This window comes from Actinomyces ruminis (genome assembly GCF_002154335.2).
Classification (GTDB): domain Bacteria; phylum Actinomycetota; class Actinomycetes; order Actinomycetales; family Actinomycetaceae; genus Actinomyces; species Actinomyces ruminis.
Map to the genome: position 1 here is coordinate 1 of NZ_MTPX02000064.1, position 20,174 is coordinate 20,174.

A 20,174-nucleotide genomic window follows, 5' to 3' on the forward strand; every position below is an offset into this window, starting at 1 on the left:
CTACACCGCCTCCGATGGCGCTTCGGGCTCGATGGACACTCACACCACCAGCACGACCACCACGATCCCGGTGGCGGAGATCCAGACGATTATTGTCCGGCCCACCGACGAACCATGAATTCCCTGACGTCTCCTACGTATTCAAGTTCAAGAAGGACCGACCGACTAGACTCGCCGCGCACCGAGTTGGTTCTAAGGGGAGGACATGACGATGACCGGGAAGGCGGCCGAAGGCACAATCGGGGACGTGCCCGGGGGAGAGGTGTTGTCGGACCGGGCGGCACCCGCGGCTCAGCGGATCGCTGACCTGTCCAAGGTCTCCGGGCGCCCCAGCAAGTCCGTGCTGGTGGAGGACTGTGAGCCGCTGCTGAACGCGCTGCGGGCAGGACTGCGTTTCTCCGACGTGTACGTACTTGACTCGACCCAGCCGCCCCGCGAACTGCTGGATGAATGCGCGAGCCGGGGCGTGCCCGTCACCATTATGTCCGCGGCCCTGGCCACCGATCTGTTCCGCTCGGACAAGCGCCCCGAGGTGTTCGGCGTCGCGCGGGTGCCGCACCCGGTGGAGCCCGAGCAGCTGGTGAAGGCCGAGGGCGATCTGCTGATCCTCGACGGGGTGCGGATCGTTGGCAATATCGGGGCCATTGCCCGTAGCGCCTACGCCTTCGGCGCAGCCGGGATCGTGCTAGTGAACTCCGGGCTGACCTCAATCGCCGATCGGCGCCTGATTCGGGCCAGTCGCGGCTATGTCTTCTCTGTGCCGGTGGCGCTGATGGACTGGCCCGAGGTGAATGCGCTGGCCACCGACTTCACCCGCGCCGGCGGACACGTGGCCGCGCTGGACGCTGGCGCTACGGGCTCGTTGGAGAAGCTGTCGGCCTGGGAGGGACGACTCGCCCTGATCCTGGGGGCCGAGACCACCGGATTGACGCCGCAGGCGCGCGCCCTGGCGCAGGCGACGGTGAACATTCCGATGAATCCGGCGGTGGAGTCACTCAATGTGTCTGTCGCCGCCGGTGTGCTGCTGCACCGCCGAGCCTGGCGCAATCTGGGTTCCGCGTCCCGGTAACCGGCTGCGGTTCGCAACGCGCCAGCCAGCGACGCGAAGGCGGGCCCCTCCTCCACGTGAGGATGGGGCCCGCCTTCGCGTCGTGGGCGACGGTGCCGGGCGGCTCAGGCACGCGTGGTGCGACGCACCTGGTCAAGCCATGCCCGACGGGCGGTCAGTGCCGCCTCCGCCTGCGCCTGCGCCTTGGCGTCGCCGGACTCCTTGGCGGCGGCCAGGTCAGCCTCGAGTTCGGCGATGGAGTCCTCCAGCTGGCTGGCCAGTCCTTCGGCGCGGGCCTGGGTCTCCGGTCGGTGCGGCGCCATTCGGCCTGCTCGGCCCGGCGCAGCGCATCCTCGACGGCGCGCATGCGCGCCTCCAGGCGACGCACCGCGTTGCGCGGCACGCGACCTGCCTCGTCCCATGCCTCCTGGATGGGGCGCAGGGCCTTGCGGGCCGCCTTGGGGTCCTTGATCGGGAGCAGCGCCTCGGCCTTGGCGGCCAGCGCCTCCTTGACCTTCAGGTTGCCGGCGTACTCGGCGTCGGTGGCCTCGTCCTTGGCACGGCGGGCATCGTAGAAGACCTGCTGAGCGGCGTGGAACCTCTCCCACAGGGCGTCGTCCTCCTTGCGGGAGGCTCTGCCCGCCTTCTTCCACTCGTTCATGAGCTCGCGGTAACGGGCCGACGTGCCGGCCCAGTCCGTCGAGTTGGACAGCTCCTCGGCCCGCTTGATCAGGGCCTCCTTGGCGGCCTTCACCTTGGCCTGCTTGGCGTCCAGCTCGCTGAAGTACTGGCGGCGGTGGCGGTCAAAGGTGGTACGGGCATGGCTGAAGCGCTTCCACAGTGCATCCTCGGACGGCCGGTCCAGACGCGGGCCGCGGCGCTGGGCCTCCTTCCACTGCTCCAGCAGGGTGCGCAGTTCCGCACCGGAGGACTTCCACTGGGTACGGGCGGGATCCTGGGCGGCCACGGTCTCGGCGCGCTCCACGATCGCGGTGCGATCCTTCAGCGCCTGCTCCTTGGCGGCTGCGCGTTCGGCGGCGACCGCCTGGCGGCGTTCCAAGGCCACCGACTTCAGTGCCGTGAACCGGGCGCGCAGCGCCTCCAGATCACCGACGGCGGCCGGCTCCTTGAGGGACTCCTCCAGGTTCTTGATGGTGGAGTCGATCTCGCGGACCGACAGGTGCGGCAGCCGGGCCGCGAACAGGTCGACGTTGGAGTTCAGGTCCAGGTAACGGCGCACGTAGTAGGCCATGGCCTCGGCGATCGGCACACCGGGGAACTGACCGACTTCGCGTTCGGCACCGCCGTCCTGCACGTAGACGCGGCCCTCGCCGTCGACACGACCCCATTTGGCGGCGTCCATGGCGGCCTCGGGGTCAATCTCCGGCTCGGATGGCGCGGACTGCTGGGTGGCATCCGGCTGACCGTCCGCGGGCTGAGCAATGGAGGCGTTCTCGCCGTCGGGCGTCGGATGGCTCGCGGTGGCCGACGCGCTGTCGGCCGACTCAGAGGAGTCTTCTGTCTGCGAGGCGGGGGCAGTGGACTGTGCTGCTTGCGGCTCGGCCTCTGCCACGGGCTGCGTTGATGCCTTCGCCGTGGTCTCGGCTGGCTCCGGGACGGTGGGGGCCTCTGCGGGCTGTGGGTTGTCGGTGGTGGCCTGCTCGTCAGCGGCGGGCGCCGTCGACGTGGTTTGGGTAGCAGCCTGCCCGGGTTCGACCGTCGGCTCCACTGCGGGCGTGGGGGACTCGGCCTGGGGCTGTGTCTGCTCGGTCATTGCGCTCCTTCACGGATCTGACGGGGTGGAGCGAGGGGCCCCGCTCCGTTCCGTTCACGTCCGGCGCACGGCCGGACGACGACACGCCGCCGGAAGGCGGCAGTTGGTTCTGAGCCTACCCGTCGGCCGGGCGCGGCGAAACCGCCGCGGACACTCGCGAATCATCCAGCAGCGGACAGATGGGCGGAAGAGGCGTCGACTAGCATGCCACCATGCTCATAGAGCGCACTCTCGCCGCCGTCTTTGGATCGAACTGCTACGTCTTGGCCGCCGAGCCGGGTGGCTCCGCCTTGGTCATAGACCCGGGTGCCGGTGCTACTCGGGGCGTTATGGCGCTGTTGCGCTCGTACAACCTGACCCTGGGCGCCATCCTGCTGACCCATGGCCACGCCGACCATGTCTGGGATGCCCAGCGGCTGATCGACACCGCGGTGACCGAGGGGCGCGTGACCACCGGTTTGGCCGGAGCGCCGACCGATCCCACGCGGGTGCCCGTGTATATCCCGCAGCCGGATCTGTACCGCCTGGATGACCCGGACACGACCACTGGCATCAGTGTGGATGGCCGAACTTTTGCGGATCTGACCGGCACCCAGTGGTTGCGGCCGGCGGATGTGCGTCCCTTCCCGCAGGCCGGCTTCGGTGCCGCCGTCGAGCTGGTACCGGGAGTCGCGCTGCAGGCGGTGCCCGCGCCCGGCCATTCGGAGGGGTCTACGATGTTCTTCTTCAACGCGCAACTGGGTGACAACCAGCTCTTGTTCGAGGCGGAGGAGCTGGACGACCCGGCGGACATTTCCGAGCAGGAGTACCTGGTGGCACTGTCCGGAGACGTCATTTTCAAGGGCAGTGTGGGACGCACCGACCTACCCGGTGGCGACCAGTACCAGATGTGGGCGACGCTGCGACTGCTGGCCAGCGCCGTCGACCCGGCGACGGTGCTGTTGCCCGGACACGGGGCGGCCACCACCATGGCGCATGAGCACGAGGCCAACCCCTACCTGGCCGAAGCCAAGATCCGCGGCGGCGAGACCGGTGCGTGAGCGCCGGTCGGGGCGGGCACGGCGCATGGCTCAGCGAGACCGGTGCGTGAGCGCCGGTCGGGGCGGGCACGGCGCATGGCTCAGCGATACCGGTGCGTGAGCGCCGGTCGGGGCTTGAGCGCAAGGCCGCGCACCTGCACGGGGCTGCCAAGGTGGGTTATCGGCGTGAGCATCGTGCTTTAGACCAGTATGTCGGGGGATGCCGCCGGCGACCTGCTCGGTTTGGACCGCTATCCCCTGTTTGGACCGCGTAAGTCTGTTTGGACCGCCGTTGCGTGCTACGTGGGCGGTCCAAACCGACGTAGGCGGTCCAAACCGACGTAAGCGGTCCAAACCCAGGACGAATCGAGCAGGACCATGCCCCCGTGGGGACCGTGCGCTCACGGCCGACACATTTACCCGCAGGGGGTCAGCCCCGTCCCGGGTCAACCGCCCCGACCCCAAGCAACACGCCCGCACCGACAACTCGCCGACGTACCGGCTCCCATCCATCCTGAATATCGCGTCAGCCGATTTCGCCACGTCACTTGTGCCGGTCTCGCGGGTCTGACCGACCGCGGAGGCGTGACACAATGCGGCCTATGACAGCAGCCCAGGTCCGACAGGCACAATCGTCCCTATCCGGTTTCCCCGAGTGGCTCCCCGCGGCACGCATCGTCGAGACGCAGTTCATCGATACGCTGCGCCGCACCTTCGAGTTGCATGGATTCAGCGGGATCGAGACCCGTGCCGTCGAACCGCTGTCCGAGCTGACCCGCAAGGGGGAGACCAGCAAGGAGGTCTACCTGCTTTCTCGCCTGCAGGCCGACCCGGGCGAGGCGGAGGAGGCCGACCCCGCCAAGCAGCTCGGGCTCCACTTCGATCTGACCGTGCCCTTCGCCCGCTACGTGCTGGACAACGCCGGCACCCTGCACTTCCCGTTCAAGCGCTACCAGATCCAGAAGGTCTGGCGCGGAGAGCGTCCGCAGGAGGGCCGCTTCCGCGAGTTCATCCAGGCGGACATCGACGTCGTCGGCGACGGTTCACTGCCGCTGTACCACGACGTTGAGATGCCCCTGATCATGCACGAGGCCCTGAGCGCGCTGCCGATCCCAGCCGTCACCATCCACGTGTCTAACCGCAAGGTCGCGCAGGGCTTCTACCAGTCGGTTGGCGTCGGCGAGGACCAGCTGGCGGAAGTGCTGCGCGTGGTCGACAAGCTCGACAAGATCGGCGCGGGCCGGGTCGCCTCCGAGCTGGTTGACGTCGTCGGCATCACCCCCGACCAGGCGGACGCAGCCCTGCGGTTGGCAACGATTACCGGCGCCGACGCCGAGCAGGTGCACGCCGACGTGCTGGCCGCGCTCAACGGCGCCGCTCCCAGCGAACTGCTGACCCAGGGCCTGGACGAGCTGTCCGAGTTGCTGCGGTCGGCCGAGCGACGCCGCCCCGGCGCCATCATCGCCGATCTGAAGATCGCCCGCGGATTGGACTACTACACGGGCACCGTCTATGAGTCCTTCATGGCCGGGCATGAGGACCTGGGCTCGGTGTGTTCGGGAGGCCGCTACGACTCCCTGGCCTCGGACGGCAAGCGCACCTTCCCGGGCGTGGGCATCTCGATCGGCCTGTCCCGCCTGCTGGCGCGGGTGATCGGCGCCGGCATGCTGGAGGTGACCCGGGCCGTGCCCACGGTCGTGCTGGTGGCGGTCACCGACGAGGAGCACCGCGGCGTGTCCGACGCCGTCGCCGATGCGCTGCGCTCCCGTGGCATTGCCGCCGACGTTTCCCCGAGCGCCGCCAAGTACGGCAAGCAGATCCGCTTCGCCGACAAGCGGGGCATTCCCTACGTGTGGTTCCCCGGCGCCGAGGGCGAACCCGGCTCGGTCAAGGACATCCGTTCCGGCGAGCAGGTCCCCGCCGACGCAGCCACCTGGTTCCCCGCCGACGCCGCCGACCTGGCGCCGCGCCTGCGCGCCGCCGGTGAGGCGGCGGGTCAAGCGGGTGAGCAGGGCTGACTCGTGAGCGCTGACGCGGGGACCGAGCCGCCTCCTTCGTCTGGCACCCCCGGTATCGCAAGCGTCGAGGCCGCCCTGGACCGCCTGCGGGACGACCTGTCCGGGTTCGGCCTGCCGTACACGCTGGCGGGCGCGGACTCCGCCGCCCGCACCGCCCGGATCGTGCGTGACCAGCTCGGCGACTACGTCCTGCCGCGTCTGAAAGCGATGGACGCGCCCCTGCTCGCCGTGGTCGGCGGCTCGACGGGTGCCGGCAAGTCCGCCCTGGTGTCCTCGCTGGTACGCCGGCGGGTGGCCGTCTCCTCCGCCATCCGCCCGACGACGCGCCGCCCCCTGTTGCTGCATGCCACCGGCGACGGCGCCTGGTTCGACGGTTCCCGAGTGCTCGGTTCGCTCGCCCACGTGCGCGTCGCCGAGGGGGCAGAGCCGACGGCGGCGGGCATGCGCACGCCGCGCGAGGTCGAGGTTCGCTCCTGTTCCGCCCTGCCTTCGGGACTCGCCATCCTGGATGCGCCGGACGTGGACTCGGTGGTCGATGAGAACCGGGAGCTTTCCGCCACACTGCTGGCCGCCGCCGATCTGTGGATCTTCGTTACCACCGCCTCGCGCTATGCCGACGCCGTCGTGTGGGAGCACCTGCGTGCCGCCGCGGCGCGCGACGTGGTCACGGCCGTGATCCTGAACCGCGTGCCCGCCGGGGCCGGAGAGACGGTCGCCAATGACCTGCGTCGCGTCTGAATGCCGCCGGACTGTCCGCCTCACCGGTGTTCGTAGTGCCCGAAAGCAGGTTCGACCCGGATGGTTTCCTGCCGAATCGATATGTCGACCCGCTGCGGCACTGGCTCGGCACGCTTGCGGCCGACGCCGCAGCCCGGCGCGACGTGGCCCGGCGCACCCTGACCGGTGCGCTCGGCTCCGCCTCGCGGGAATGGACGGGGTGCTGGACGCGGTCCGTGCCCAGGAGGCCGAACGCAGTCGGCTGGTCAACGCCACCACGGCGATTCACACCGAGGCCCTGAACCGGGTCACCCAAGCCACCGAGGACGGCTCGCTGCTGCGCGGCGAGGTGCTCGCCCGCTGGCAGGAGCTGGTCGGCACGGGCGAGTTCCTGCGCGGCCTCGAGTCACAGGTCAGCCGCCTGCGCGACCGCGTCACCGCGGCGGTACTGGGGCGTCCCGCCCCCGCCGAGCGCGTCGAGGAGGCGATCGAGTCCTCGCTGACGACGCTGCTCGTCAATGAGGCGCAGCGTGCCCGCCTGGAGACGGAGCAGACCTGGCGGCGCGCCGGCACCGTCGCTACCCGCTGTCCTGCGCCATCTCCGCGCTGCCTACGGCACCTGAACGGGCGCAGCGGGCCGAGCAGCTGGTACGCGCCTGGCAGGGTGACGTGTTGAATCTGGTCCGTGCCGAGGGGGCGGACAAGCGCCTGACCGCGCGGCTGGTGTCCTTGGGAGTCAACGGGACCGGCGTCGCCTCATGGTGGTCGTCTTCGCCCACACCGGGGGCCTCACAGGCGTGGAAGTGGGGATCGCCGGGGGCGCCGCGGTGGTCGCGCAGCGGCTGCTGGAGGCCGTCTTCGGTGACCAGGCCATGCGTGATCTCGCCCGTCGCTCCCGGCTGGCCCTTAACGAGCGGGTGGCGGCCTTCCTCCAAGCGCAGCAGGTCATCTTCACCCGGGTACTGCCGGCTCCGGCGCCGCGGCCCGAGCAGCTTGCGGGGCACCTGCAGCAGGTCACGGGCGCCGTCGGGCTGCTAACCGGGGAGGGGGCGCCATGAGAATCCACCAGCGCACTCCGGCCGCAGCGGGCGCCGACGCCGCCGAGGACCCGCTGGTCGTGCTCGATCGCCTGGTCACGACCGGCGCCGAGCTCTTGCCGACGGACGTCCTGGAGCCCGCCCGCGCCCTGCTGGAGCGCGCCGGACAGCGCCGGCGCATCGCCCCGGGAGTCAGCGTGGTAGCGCTGCTGGGAGCGACGGGCTCGGGCAAGTCCAGCCTGTTCAACACGCTGTGCGGGATTGACGCGGCACCAACCGCAGTCACCCGGCCGACGACCACCGAGCCGCTGGCGGCGCTGCCCGCCTCACCTGCACCGGCGACGGATGGCGCGATGGGGCGGCTGTTGGACTGGCTCGGGGTCGACACGCGCGTGCGACTGCCCGACGCCCCGTCCTGGGGCCCGGCCGCCGTCGGGGTGGGGGACAACACCATCCTGCTGGATCTGCCCGACATCGATTCCGACGTTCGGCGGCACCGCGCCATGGCCGAGCGCCTCGCCGGCCTGGTCGACGTGCTGGTGTGGGTCCTGGATCCGGAGAAGTACGCCGACGCCGTCATCCACCACGAGTTCATCACCCCAATGGCCGCACACGCCGCCGTATCCGTGGTGGCTCTCAACCAGATGGACCGTCTGGACGAGGCCGAGCGGGCAGAGGCCACCCGCGACCTCACCCGCCTACTGGCCCGCGAGGGCCTGGACGGTGTGGACGTCATCCAAGTCAGCGCCCGCACGGGCCAGGGCGTGCAGGAGCTGCGCGCCCGCATCCGTGAAGTCGCCGCCGCCAAGGACGTGAGTCATACGCGGCTGGTTGCCGATGCGCGGGCGCTGGCAGCCCGCGCCCGGGACCGGCTGGAGCCTGCGTCCCCTGCGCCGGGACCCGTCGGACTAACCGAGCGTGAGTCTCTCAAGGCCTTTCAGGAGGCGGCCTGCCAGGCGGTGGGCACCGACCGGGTCGCCACCGCGGTCGCCGTCTCCATGCGGCTGGGCGCGGCCCGCCGCGTCGGCTGGTTGCCGGCGCGCTGGCTCTCGCGCCTGCGCACGGACCGTTGCGCGCCCTGCACCTCGGTCCCGACGTCCGCGCCCGCCGGAGTCCAGCGGCCACCGCGGCGCAGCCGGTCGCACGTACCTCCCTGCCCGCACCCGACGCGGCCGCCGCCGCGGCCCTGCGCGCAACCGCCCACACCTACCTGGCAGGGCGAACCCGTTGCTTCCGCCGGTGGTTCAAGAGCAGGTGTTCGCGCGCCTGAGCCCGAGGGCGGAGCAGCTTTACGACCGGCTGGACGCCGCCGTCGGGCGTACGGACCTGGAGCAGACCAGCCGCCCACGCTGGTGGGGGGCCGCCAATGCGCTGCAACTGCTGCTGGCGCTCACTGCGCTCGTCGGCGGCGGGTGGCTGCTGGTCCTGCGCATTATCAACCGCTACCTGCTGCTGACGGTAGACCCGCCGCGCTGGGGGCATGTGCCCTGGCCGACCGTGCTGCTGCTCGGCGGCCTTCTGATCGGCCTGGCGGCGGGGTTGATCGGCACGGCCTTGGCGCGGGTGGGTGCCGCACGCCGCAGCAGGCGCGTCAACGGGCGTCTGCGCCGGGCGGTGGCGGACGCCGTAAACGCGGCGCTGGTCGAGCCGTTGGAGGCGGAGATGGCGCGTTTCGAGGCGGTCCGCACGCTGGTGGAAGACCTGTGCTCGCCGCCGGGGCGCTGAGACTCCGGCTCAGTGCCCAGCGGCGCCGCTGGCCGCAGACGGTCCGGGATCGAGCGACTCGGCTGCGCGGGCGAGGGCCTCGCCGGCGCCCTCGTACAGGTTGATCACGACGTCGACGCCCGCTGCTCGCATCGTGGCGGCCTCGTCGTCGTAGCGCGCGATTGCCAGGACCCGGCCGTCGAAGTGGGAACGGTCCAGCCAGTCCAGCACGTGCACGTTGGCGCCCGGCTCGGACATGGCCAGCACCACCGTGGACACGTGTACGGCCTCCAGCCGTTCCCAGAACTGCTGGTCGGTGGCGTCGGCCTCCAGCACGTTGAAGCCCTGGCGCGTGAGCTCCTCAACCTTCGTGGCGTCATTGTCGATGCCGAGTACGCCCGACTCCCCGTCGGCGTACAGCCTGGTGTAGGTGGAGCGCCCTGCCCGTCCCATGCCGAAGACCACGGTGCACACGCCGTCGAGCCGCAGCGGCTGCTCGTCGGGGTGCAGGGTGCTGATCGCGCGGCGGGGGAGCCGCTCGGACATCCACTGCACCAGCGAGGCCGGCTTGTGGTTGACCATGGCGGACACGACGAAGGACAGCGCCAGGGCCAGGGAGACGGCGGCGGGCCACTGGGCGCCAAGCAATCCATGGTCGGCGGCGGTGCCCACCACGATGAGCGCGAACTCGCTGTAGGCCGTCAGCGCCAGGCCGGTGAGCACGGAGGTGCGGCGGCGCATGCCCAATCTGCGCACCACCAACGTGTAAATGACTGAGCGCACCGGCAGCAGAAGCAGCAGGGCGCCGGCAAAGGCGAAGGCGGCCGTCCCGGGAACACCGTCCAGGCCGATGGCGAGGAAGAACCCCACCAGCAGCAGCTCCTTGATGGTGAACAGGGCGCTGGACAGTTCCTTGGCTGCCGGGTGCGACGCCAGCAGCGCCCCCATGACCAACGCCCCCAGGTCCCCGTCGACCCCGACCAGGTCGAAAAGCAGATAACCCGGCAGCAGGGCCATGGACATGCCGAACAGGGCGCGCATCTCGCGGTGGTCGATGCGGTCGAGCACCTTGCCGAACAGTCGGGATGCCGGCCACAGCAGCACCAGGGTCGCGGCCCAAGGGCTGGGCAGCCGGCCGGAGACGATCGTCATGTATGCGACGGCGGCGATGTCCTGGAGTACCAGGACGCCGATTCCGATGCGCCCGTACAGGGAACCGGCGTCGTCACGGTCCTCCAGGAGTTTGACCACCACCACCGTCGAGGAGAAGGACAGCGCGAAGCCGACGGCGGCTATACCGCCCGGCGTGGTGGCGCCGAGGTTCAGACCCAGGGCCAGCAGCGCGGCGACGACGGCGCCGCTCAGCACGGACAGCACGGTCATGACGATGACGGCCGTGCCCACCACCTCCTTGCGGCGCAGCACCCGCAGGTCGAGCTTGAGCCCGATGGTGAACAGCAACACCGCCACCCCGAGGTCGCCCAGGACCTCAACGAACTCCAGGTTCGGCAGCGGCGAGGAGCCCAGCACGAAGCCGGCGGTGAGGAACCCGACCAAGGGCGGCAGCCGCAGCAGGGTCGCGGCGAAGCCGAACACCACTACAGCCAGCAGATATACGGCGGGGATCATGTCTGCTCCTCTCCGTGGTCGGGTTCCCGGCCGGCGGCGTCACCGCCCGTCGCGGTTACCGCGGAAACCGCCCTTGCGGCCATTGTTCCAGCCGCGGTTGCCCCAGCGCCCGTTCCTGTCATGGTTGCGGTCATCGCGGTCATAGCGCCGCTGGGACCCGCCCCGGTCGTAACGCGCAGACCTGCGGTCATTGTTCCGACCACCGCGGAAGCCGCCACCCGAGCGACCGCCACGACCCTCATCCCAGCCGGAGCCGGGCCCCTCGTCCACGCGGATGCGCAGCTCACGGCCGGCAAACGTGGCGTGCCGCATGCGTTCGAGCTGCTCCTCGCTCAGCGGCGTGTGGATCTCCACCAGCGAGAAGGACTGCAGAATGTCGATCTTGCCGATGTCGGAGCCGGAGATGGCACCCTCATTGGCCAACGCGCCGACGATCGCGCCGGGCAGCACGCGGTCACGGTGACCGACCTCGATGCGGTAGACGGTGCCGGAGCCCTCATCGTGATAGCGACGGCCACCGCGGCTGGCGCCGGGCTTGCCCTCGATCCGGTCCCCCCGGCGATTACGGCGGTCCCCCTCGAAGGAGGCGGACACGAAGGTGCCGTCGTCGTCCAGGTGCTCCTCGCGGTTACTGCGCCGCGGGCGCTCTCCGTCCTCGCGACGGCGGGGTCCCTCATCGCCCACGGCGAGGGCCAGCAACGTGGCGGCCAGCTCGTCGGCGTCGATTCCGAGCTCCTCGCTCTTGGCGGCCACCAGCTGGGCGTACATCTCCAAGCGGCCGCGCTCGCGCCGGGCGGCGGCGCGGTCCAGCAGCTTGCCGGCCCGGTGCTCGGAGACGTCGGCGGGGGAGGGCAGCGTGGTCTCCTCCAGGCGGGTGCCGGTCAGGCGCTCGATCTGGCGGAGCTTGCCCTTCTCCTTGGGGGTCAGGAAGGTGATGGCCTCACCGTGGCGGCCGGCGCGGCCGGTGCGACCGATGCGGTGCACATAGGCCTCGGCCTCGCGGGGCACGTCGAAGTTGACCACGAGGCCGATGCGGTCCACGTCCAGGCCACGAGCGGCGACATCTGTGGCCACCAGCACGTCGAGCGTGCCGGCGCGCAGGCGCTCCACCAGGCGTTCGCGCTCGCGCTGCGGCACGTCGCCGGAGATAGCGGCCGCCTGGATGCCGCGGCCGGCCAGCTCGATGGCCACGTCCTCGGCGGTGGACTTGGTGCGCACGAACACCAGGGCGGCCTCGGCCTCGGTAACCGCAAGCACACGTGCGGCCGCCCCGATCTTGTGACGGAAGGGTACGACCGCGTAGGTCTGGTGGACGGTGTCCACGGTTGAGGACTGGCGGGCGACCTCCACGCGCACCGGGTCGTCCAGGTGCTGGCGGGCGACCGCCTGAATGGCGGGCGGCATGGTGGCGGAGAACAGGGCGGTGCGGCGCTCGACCGGAATGGTGGCCGCGATCGTCTCCACATCCTCGGCGAAGCCATGCGCAGCATCTCGTCGGCCTCGTCCAGGACGAAGTACTTCACCTCATCCAGGGTCAGCGCGCCCTTCTCGATCAGGTCGATGATGCGTCCGGGCGTGCCCACCACCACCTGGGCGCCGTCCCGCAGCGCCCCGATCTGCGGACCGTATGGGGCACCTCCGTAGACGGCGACCACATCGAGTCCCCGGGAACGGGCGGCCATGTCGGTGATCGCTTCGGCGCTCTGGAGGGCCAGCTCGCGTGTGGGCGCCAGCACCAGAGCCTGGACCGCGCCGTCTCGGGCATCGACGGCGTCCAGCAGCGGCAGCCCGAAAGCGGCCGTCTTACCGGTGCCCGTTTGAGCAATACCGACGACGTCGCGGCCGGACAGCAGCACGGGAATAGCCTCGCGCTGGATGGGAGTGGGGGTGGTGAAGCCCATGTCCTTCACGGCCTTGAGCAGGTCGGCGGGCAGGCCCAGGTCGTCGAAGGTGGCGTCCTCGGGGGCGCGGACGGGCTCCTGCTCGTCCTCGTCCTGCACGTCGTCGACGAAGGGGGCGTGACCGTCGACGTCCTCCTCATCCTGTGCGGCATCGTCGTCGGCCTCGTCGTCGGAGTCGGGCTCCTCGGGGTCGGACTCGGGCAGGTTCAGGTCGAAGTCGTCGGCCTCATCCTCGTCCTCCAGGCCCTCGGGGTCTTCCGGGGAGTCGGAGGATGCGGGCGTGTCGAAGGAGTCGGCGGACCGCTTTGCGTCAGCGGTGTAGAAGTGGGGAGCGGCTACCTGTTCGTCGACGTCGGCGGGCGCGTTTGGAACACTGCCGCCGATCTCGGCGCTGAACAGGTCGTCGATGCCGAGGGCGGAGCCGAAGGTGTCGTCGTCGGAGGCGCCAAAGGGCGCAGAAGCCCCAGTCGGGGTGGCTGTCATCGTCTTTTCCCGTATCTGGTTCCGCTGGGGGAACCGGTCGCGGAGTGTGGGGGAAACCGGACGGCCTCCGCTCTTGCCGCGCCGCACCCACCACACTCGCCCAGCGCCCTGATGGATTCGAAGACGGGGACTTACGGGCTTCACGCACTAACTCACGGGATCACGCTCGGTGCCGCGCACTTGGTGCGGCAGAACGAGCCGTGAACGGGGCTCACAGCACGGATCACTCCTGTGTGCCAGTCTACGAGCGTTAGGTAACGATTCGAGGGCTCCCTGCTGTACCGCGCATCAGGTCACACGTGACTCCGGTCTCGCGGTACCGTCAGTGACGTCGCGGTGAATCGGCGCGGGTGGGTGAATCCGCCCACGCTCGCGGCATTTCAGTGTCGCGCAAGCAAATTGGACGATACTATCGAAACGCGTTGGGGTAGCCCACGCGCATTACTCTTGAGCCTCCCGAGGACCCGGTCCCCGTGAAACTCGAGAGCGCATGCGGGTTACGTCCCGTCGACACGACGACGGCGCTTGTGCCGCCGCGGTTCCGACCAGACCAAGGCCAACAGACAAGATTCCGAATAGATGACCCATCTCCCGCGCCAAGCCAAGTCAGCCCGCGCGGCCCACAGACCAGTGCTGCGGGCCGCGCTTGCGGTGGCGGCTGCGCTCGGAATGATCCTGGCCACCTCTGTCGGTGCCGCTGCCGTGGTCGTCACCGAGCATCCGCAGCCGGCACAGGCCCAAAGCGCCAGCGCCGCGGTGGCGGGCAACGCCCCGGCGTCGGAACGGGCCGCGGGCATGACCGTCACCGTGCTCAACCCCGGTGCCACTTATGTGTCATCCTCCAGTACCGACCGGCCGCTGCTGATGTTCTCCGGGTGGCAGGATGCCCAGGGACAGCCGCTCGGCAGCGCCGGCAGTGTGTCGGCCCCGGTGCAGGTGCGCCTGGTGAACAAGCTCGGTGCGGCGCAATCGGCGACCATTTACCCGGTGTTCACCAATGGGCGCGCGGACTACACACTGCCCCTGTGGCCCTTCACCCAGGCCGCGGACCCGCATGTGGACACCTTCACCCTGCAGTGGCGGCAGAATACCGGCCAGGACTGGCAGACCGTTGACACGTTCACCGTGGACGTGCGCCTGCCCGAGGCCGTGTCGGGATCAACCCTCAACTATGCGGACGGCACACTGACCGGGACGGGGTGGACCTTCGGACGCAGCACCAACATCGGCGGATCCTTCAAGATCGCGCTGGATGTCACCGACCCCGAGGGACATACGGAGTCGGTGACCGTGCTCGCCGAATTCACCGGCAGACAGTTCACCGTCTCCGCGGCATCCCTGGCGGCCGCCGGGGTGACGCTGGGGGCGGGGTACACAATCTCGGCCACGCCCGCCGACGGGGCTACGCCCATCGTCGTGCGCATCTCCGACTCGGGGGGCAATGAGCCGACCGCCCAGCCCAGCGGTGAGCCCACCGTTCAGCCCTCACCGGCCGCCTCCCAGGTCCCCACTCCGCAGGCGAGTGCCTCACCCGCCACGGAGCCAACGGCCACGGCCAGCACCGCACCGACCGCAGCGCCTGCGCCCACTGTTGCTGCCGCCGAGCCAACTCCGGCCGCTACCACGATCCCCGCCGCCCGGCCCACTTCAGCCGGTGCCGTCGATCCGCCGGACGCACCGGCCACCGGCGCGACTTCGAGCACTGGCTCAGCCGGTTCTACGAACTCCACGTCCGGGTTCGAGGCGTTTAACGAGGGCATTGACGTCGACCCGTTGATCGTGCAGGACCCCCCGGCCCCCAGCCTGCCGGCCCCGGCCGCCGACGAGGCGGGAGCGTCCACCGGCGCACTGGTGGAAGCCGCGGCTGTCGACGAGGCCGCCCGGCCGAGCGTGGCGCCCGCCTCCCCCGTGCAGGATCCCGATGAACTGAGGCCCGAGAACGCCGGCTCCCTCTCGGGCACCCGCGAAGGCACCGCCATCACCCTGTTCCTGCCGTCGGCGAAGGTCAAGGCGGGCGACTGGGTGGCAGTATTCGTGTACCCCGGCGCCACCACCGGCGGGTGGGTCCAGGTCAACGCGGACAATTCGGTGTCGCTGGACATCTCCACGCTGGACCCGGGCAGTTACAAGATCGCGGTAAGTGACCGCGACTCCCAGCTGCTGGGCTGGGCCCAGTTGGAAATCACCGAGCCCGCAAATGAGGAGGACGGTGAACCAGCCGGCGTAGCCCTGATTACGGGCGAGGATTTGACCAATGACAGTGCGCTGGGTGCCGACGGGTGGAAGTTTGTCGGCGCGGCGGTACTGCTCGTGATCGGTGTGGCCTCATTCGTGCTGCTCGCACTTCCCACTCTCGGCAGCGCGAAGACACGACTCCGCAACCGATAACATGTATGCTCGTTACAGTCGGGTAACGGGAGGAGGTAGCCGTGCCACGCGCATGGTTGCGGATGCTGGTCGCGCTGATGGCAGCGGCCCTGGTCCTGCTGCCCACCGATGATGCAAGGGCCGATACGCTCACGGGCGACTCAACCACCGGCACCGCTTCGACCGTGAGTCCCTCCACCATCGCCGTCGGCGGCACCCTGAGTTACACGCTGTCGGGCTTCCCGGAGGGCGCCCACGTCGCCATCCTCATCGACGACGCCGACGTCGGGCCAGGCGGTCAGACCGGTGTGGTCGGTGAGTTGACCGTCGGCGAAGACGGCACTTACGCCGGCGCGGTCGAGCTGCCGACCTACGTGGCCAAGGGTGCCCACTGGCTGCGCTTCAAGGTGACGGCGGGCGAAGACATCCCGACGAACGCCGTGCGCACCCTGGATTACACCAACAAGAGCCCCTACTTCACCGTCGCGGACGTCACCATCATTGGCGGGGAGGCCCCGACCGTGCTCTCCGCGCCGGCCCCCACCGGAAGCGTTACCCCCTCGGCTACACCCACGCCCACCGCCACCCCCGCTGCTGCCGTGGCTGCCGGAGCTGCGGGCGGCACCAGCACCTCGGGGACTGGCTGGGCCTCCGCATCGCTGCCGGTGGTGACCACCGTGTTGCTCGCGCTGGCGGCGGTGCTGGCTGTGCTGACCGTGATCGTGCTGATCGAGCGGCGCCGCCTGCTCGCCTACGAGCACGAGCTCGAGTACGCCACCCGGCGCTGAAACCACATGCGGGCCCGGCGTAGTATCGCCGCCGGCGCCCGCCCGTCTCGCGGTGCGCCCCGCCGGGTGCCGGCTCAGCGCCCCCAACGGAAGGAAAACAGCATCGTGATGCGAACCCGCGACGCAGGTACTCTGCGCGCCGCCGACATCGGACAGGTCGTAACTCTCGCCGGATGGGTGGACCGTCGCCGCGACCACGGCGGCGTCGCCTTCATTGATCTGCGCGATGCCTCCGGCATCGCCCAGGTGGTCATCCGCGAGGAGATCGCCCACGACCTGCGCGCCGAGTACGTGCTCCAGGTGACCGGGGAAGTCTCCGCGCGTCCCGAGGGCAATGCCAACCCCAACCTGCCCACCGGGGAGATTGAGGTCGTCGTCTCCGACGTCGAAATCCTCAACCCCGCCGCGGCGCTGCCCTTCCAGGTCTCGGACCACGCCGAGGACTCCGGCCAGGTGGGGGAGGAGACCCGCCTGAAGTATCGCTACCTGGACCTGCGCCGCACCCCGATGCAGCACGCCATGCGGCTGCGCGCAAAGGTCTCTCAGGCTGCCCGTCGGGTGCTGGATGGCCACAACTTCGTGGAGATCGAGACGCCCACGCTGACCCGCTCCACGCCCGAGGCGCCCGCGACTTCCTGGTGCCCGCCCGCCTGGCGCCGGGATCCTGGTACGCGCTGCCGCAGAGCCCCCAGCTGTTCAAGCAACTGCTAATGGTGGCGGGAATGGAGCGCTACTACCAGATCGCCCGCTGCTACCGCGACGAGGACTTCCGCGCCGACCGCCAGCCGGAGTTCACCCAGCTGGACGTCGAAATGAGCTTCGTGGACCAGGAGGACGTCATCGCAGTAGCGGAGGACGTGCTGAAGGAGGTGTGGGCCCTGATCGACTATGACCTGCCCACCCCGATCCCACGCATGACCTACCGCGACGCCATGGAGCGCTACGGCACCGACAAGCCGGACTTGCGCTTCGGGCTCGAGCTGGTGGATCTGACCAAGTTCTTCAAGGACACCACCTTCCGGGTCTTCCAGAACCCCTACGTCGGCGCCGTGGTCATGCCGGGCGGGGCCTCGCAGTCCCGCCGCACCTTCGATGCCTGGCAGGAGTGGGCCCGCCAGCGCGGAGCCCGCGGCCTGGCCTACGTCACGGTCGCCGAAGACGGAGCCCTCGGCGGACCGGTTGCCAAGAACATCACCGACGCCGAACGCGCCGGCCTAGCGCAGGCCTCCGGGGCGAAGCCGGGCGACTGCATCTTCTTCGCCGCCGGCACCGTGGACGCCTCCCGCGCCTGCTGGGGGCCGCCCGCCTGGAGATCGGCAAGCGCTGCGGGCTGATCGACGACGACGCCTGGTCCTTCGTGTGGGTGGTGGACGCGCCCCTGTTCAAGCCGTCCGCCGAGGCCAAGGCCGAGGGAGACGTCGCCCTGGGCAAGTCCGCCTGGACCGCCGTCCACCACGCCTTTACCTCACCCAAGCCCGAATGCCTGGACAACTTCGACACCGATCCCGGCTCGGCTCTCGCCTACGCCTACGACATCGTGTGCAACGGCAACGAGATTGGCGGCGGCTCTATCCGTATCCACCGGCGCGACGTGCAGGAGCGCGTCTTCAAGGTCATGGGGATCGGGCCGGAGGAGGCGCAGGAGAAGTTCGGCTTCCTGCTGGACGCCTTCAAGTTCGGTGCCCCGCCGCACGGCGGTATTGCCTTCGGCTGGGACCGGATCGTCTCCCTGCTGACCCACGCAGACTCCATCCGCGATGTGATCGCCTTCCCCAAGTCCGGCGGCGGCTACGACCCGCTCACCGACGCGCCCGCGCCGATCACGCCCGAGCAGCGCAAGGAGGCGGGCGTCGACGCCGTGCCCGACGCCGACATCTGACAATCTGATTTGTTACCACGTCAATGTGTGTATTCTCAGGCGCATGTGAATAGTCTCGGCCGTCGACACGTCAGCGTCGACGCCCACGCGCATCACCGCAGACGCGTCGGCGCGCCCATTCCAACTGGTACAACCACCATAGAGGACCAATGAACACCGCAACTGTCATCTCCCGCCGTGCCTTCGGCATTGGCGCAGCCTCAACGGCCGTGCTGTTGTCCCTGGCAGCATGCGGTTCCAAGAGCGCCTCCGATGACTCGACCGCCGCAGGCAACCCCGTACTCGCCTACGGCACCGAGCCGCAGAACCCGCTGATCCCCTCCAACACCAACGAGGTGGGCGGCGGACGCATCGTGGACCTGCTTTTCGCCGGCCTATTCAGCTACGACGCCGACGGCGCCATCGTCAACGAGGTCGCCAAGGACATCACCACCGATGACAACCAGACCTTCACCGTCACCCTGAACGAGGGCTGGACCTTCTCCGACGGCACACCGGTGACCGCGGACTCCTTCATCAACGCCTGGAACTACGGTGCGCTGCTGTCCCATGCGCACCTGTCCAGCTATTTCTACGAGCCGATCGAGGGATTCTCCTACGATGAGGACTCCGAGCTGACGGGCCTGAAGAAGATCTCCGACACCGAGTTCAGCATCACGCTGACCGAGCCGCAGTCGGACTTCCCACTGCGCCTGGGCTACTCCGCCTTCTACCCGCTGCCGGAGTCAGCCTACGACGACATGGACGCCTTCGGCCAGAACCCGGTCGGCAACGGTCCCTACACGCTCTCCAGCTGGACCCACAACGACCGGGCCGAGCTGGTAGCCAATCCTGACTACGCCGGCCCCCGCAAGGCCGCCAACGACGGCGTCACCTTCGTGTTCTACACCGACTACGACGCCGCCTATGCCGACCTGCAGTCCGACGCCGTCGATGTGCTGGACGCCATCCCGGACTCCGCCCTGGCCACCTTCAACGATGACCTGGGCGACCGAGCCGTCAACCAGCCCGGTGCCGTCGTCCAGTGCTTCTCAATTGACGTGGACTCCGAGCACTTCAAGATGGACGAGGAGGGACGCCTGCGCCGCAAGGCCCTGTCCCTGGCCATCAACCGGCAGGAGATCTGCGACACCATCTACAACGAGACCCGTACCCCGGCCTCAGACTTCACCTCCCCGGTGATCGACGGCTGGACCGCGGACGTCGAGGGCAACGACGTACTCGCCTACGACCCCGAGGCCGCCAAGGAGGCGTGGGCCGCCGCCGACGCCATCAGCCCCTTCGAGGGCGAGTTCACGATTGCCTACAACGCGGACGGCCCGCACAAGACGTGGGTGGACGCCGTGTGCAACTCCATCAAGAACACCCTCGGCATCGAGGCCTCCGGGAACTCCTACTCCACCTTCCAGGAGTTGCGCAACGACATTAACGACCGCGCCATCACCTCCGGCTTCCGCACCGGCTGGCAGGCCGACTACCCGTCGATGTCCAACTTCCTGGGCGCCGTCTACGAGACGGGAGCCGGGTCCAACGACGCCCACTACTCCAACGCGGACTTCGATGATCTGCTGAACCAGGCGGCCAAGGCCACCGATGCCGACGCGGCGCTGGAGCTGTACAAGCAGGCGCAGACGCTCCTGTTCGCCGACCTGCCGGCGATCCCGCTGTGGTACCAGAACGGCTTCGGCGGATACTCGACCCTGGTCTCGGACGTCACGTGGGGTTGGAACTCCGTTCCGCTCTACTACGCCATCACCAAGGCCTGACACTGCTGGCCATCGGGGCCGGGCGGGCGCCGTCCGGCCCCGAT

General features: G+C 69.5%; 13 protein-coding genes and 4 pseudogenes. 12 read left to right on the forward strand and 5 right to left on the reverse strand.

The features are described from left to right. The first annotated feature begins 211 nt into the window (after window positions 1-211). Entirely contained in the window at window positions 212-1,069 is an 858-nt protein-coding gene (locus BW737_RS12000; RefSeq protein ID WP_180272210.1) for a TrmH family RNA methyltransferase, read from the forward strand. A 104-nt stretch (window positions 1,070-1,173) separates the two neighbouring features. On the opposite strand, the pseudogene BW737_RS12005 reads toward BW737_RS12000, so the two are convergent. Continuing rightward, window positions 1,174-2,822, reverse strand: a pseudogene (locus BW737_RS12005) (DUF349 domain-containing protein). Between the two features lie 212 nt (window positions 2,823-3,034). On the opposite strand from BW737_RS12005, the gene BW737_RS12010 reads away from it, so the two are divergent. The 6 genes and pseudogenes from BW737_RS12010 to BW737_RS20045 all read left to right on the forward strand — a co-directional run. Then, entirely contained in the window at window positions 3,035-3,862 is an 828-nt protein-coding gene (locus tag BW737_RS12010; protein ID WP_086615799.1) for an MBL fold metallo-hydrolase, read from the forward strand. 572 nt (window positions 3,863-4,434) lie between these two features. Further along, window positions 4,435-5,859 (forward strand): histidine--tRNA ligase, encoded by a 1,425-nt coding sequence (hisS, locus tag BW737_RS12015; protein WP_086615798.1) that lies wholly within the window; start codon window positions 4,435-4,437, stop codon window positions 5,857-5,859. Window positions 5,860-5,862: 3 nt separating this feature from the next. Further along, window positions 5,863-6,597, forward strand: coding sequence for a dynamin family protein (locus BW737_RS19545; RefSeq protein WP_338063925.1), 735 nt, complete (start codon window positions 5,863-5,865; stop codon window positions 6,595-6,597). A gap of 199 nt (window positions 6,598-6,796) precedes the next feature. Further along, window positions 6,797-7,252 (forward strand): hypothetical protein, encoded by a 456-nt coding sequence (locus tag BW737_RS19550; RefSeq protein WP_338063926.1) that lies wholly within the window; start codon window positions 6,797-6,799, stop codon window positions 7,250-7,252. 82 nt (window positions 7,253-7,334) lie between these two features. Next, on the forward strand, window positions 7,335-7,634 hold the full coding sequence (locus BW737_RS19555; RefSeq protein WP_338063927.1) for a hypothetical protein: 300 nt from the start codon (window positions 7,335-7,337) through the stop codon (window positions 7,632-7,634). Continuing rightward, window positions 7,631-8,125 (forward strand): annotated as a pseudogene (locus BW737_RS20045) (GTPase); the annotation flags it as partial. The gene BW737_RS19555 and the pseudogene BW737_RS20045, both read left to right, overlap by 4 nt. Before the next feature lie 186 nt (window positions 8,126-8,311). On the opposite strand, the gene BW737_RS18685 reads toward BW737_RS20045, so the two are convergent. Then, entirely contained in the window at window positions 8,312-8,434 is a 123-nt protein-coding gene (locus BW737_RS18685; protein WP_257210795.1) for a hypothetical protein, read from the reverse strand. Window positions 8,435-8,550: 116 nt separating this feature from the next. Continuing rightward, complete coding sequence (locus BW737_RS18690) at window positions 8,551-8,676, reverse strand: hypothetical protein (protein WP_257210796.1); 126 nt, start codon at window positions 8,674-8,676, stop codon at window positions 8,551-8,553. A 176-nt stretch (window positions 8,677-8,852) separates the two neighbouring features. On the opposite strand from BW737_RS18690, the gene BW737_RS18695 reads away from it, so the two are divergent. Next, window positions 8,853-9,338 (forward strand): hypothetical protein, encoded by a 486-nt coding sequence (locus BW737_RS18695; RefSeq protein ID WP_257210797.1) that lies wholly within the window; start codon window positions 8,853-8,855, stop codon window positions 9,336-9,338. A 9-nt stretch (window positions 9,339-9,347) separates the two neighbouring features. On the opposite strand, the gene BW737_RS12030 is transcribed toward BW737_RS18695, so the two are convergent. Then, window positions 9,348-10,946: a cation:proton antiporter family protein gene (locus tag BW737_RS12030; RefSeq protein ID WP_086615796.1), complete on the reverse strand. Its 1,599-nt coding sequence runs from the start codon at window positions 10,944-10,946 to the stop codon at window positions 9,348-9,350. Window positions 10,947-10,985: 39 nt separating this feature from the next. Further along, window positions 10,986-13,330: pseudogene (locus BW737_RS12035) on the reverse strand (DEAD/DEAH box helicase). A 630-nt stretch (window positions 13,331-13,960) separates the two neighbouring features. Between BW737_RS12035 and BW737_RS18700 the strand changes: the two are divergent. The 4 genes and pseudogenes from BW737_RS18700 (at window position 13,961) to BW737_RS12055 (ending at window position 20,130) form a co-directional block, all read left to right on the forward strand. Then, on the forward strand, window positions 13,961-15,718 hold the full coding sequence (locus BW737_RS18700; RefSeq protein ID WP_257210798.1) for a hypothetical protein: 1,758 nt from the start codon (window positions 13,961-13,963) through the stop codon (window positions 15,716-15,718). A 41-nt stretch (window positions 15,719-15,759) separates the two neighbouring features. Next, window positions 15,760-16,485, forward strand: a complete 726-nt coding sequence (locus tag BW737_RS12045; RefSeq protein ID WP_143233384.1) for a DNA-directed RNA polymerase II — start codon at window positions 15,760-15,762, stop codon at window positions 16,483-16,485. Window positions 16,486-16,590: 105 nt separating this feature from the next. Continuing rightward, a pseudogene (aspS, locus tag BW737_RS12050) lies at window positions 16,591-18,364 on the forward strand (aspartate--tRNA ligase). A gap of 149 nt (window positions 18,365-18,513) precedes the next feature. Next, the gene (locus BW737_RS12055) at window positions 18,514-20,130 is read left to right on the forward strand and encodes a peptide ABC transporter substrate-binding protein (protein ID WP_086615794.1); all 1,617 of its coding nucleotides are present in this window, start codon (window positions 18,514-18,516) and stop codon (window positions 20,128-20,130) included. Window positions 20,131-20,174: the final 44 nt, after the last annotated feature.

What these genes read in the sequence shown, in the direction of transcription:
- BW737_RS12055 (WP_086615794.1), top strand. Translation starts at nt 18,514, where the DNA reads ATGAACACCGCAACTGTCATCTCCCGCCGTGCCTTCGGCATTGGCGCA.
- hisS (WP_086615798.1), top strand. Translation starts at nt 4,435, where the DNA reads ATGCGGCCTATGACAGCAGCCCAGGTCCGACAGGCACAATCGTCCCTA.
- BW737_RS12030 (WP_086615796.1), bottom strand. Translation starts at nt 10,946, where the DNA reads ATGATCCCCGCCGTATATCTGCTGGCTGTAGTGGTGTTCGGCTTCGCC.
- BW737_RS18685 (WP_257210795.1), bottom strand. Translation starts at nt 8,434, where the DNA reads ATGACTCACGTCCTTGGCGGCGGCGACTTCACGGATGCGGGCGCGCAG.
- BW737_RS12010 (WP_086615799.1), top strand. Translation starts at nt 3,035, where the DNA reads ATGCTCATAGAGCGCACTCTCGCCGCCGTCTTTGGATCGAACTGCTAC.
- BW737_RS19555 (WP_338063927.1), top strand. Translation starts at nt 7,335, where the DNA reads ATGGTGGTCGTCTTCGCCCACACCGGGGGCCTCACAGGCGTGGAAGTG.
- BW737_RS12000 (WP_180272210.1), top strand. Translation starts at nt 212, where the DNA reads ATGACCGGGAAGGCGGCCGAAGGCACAATCGGGGACGTGCCCGGGGGA.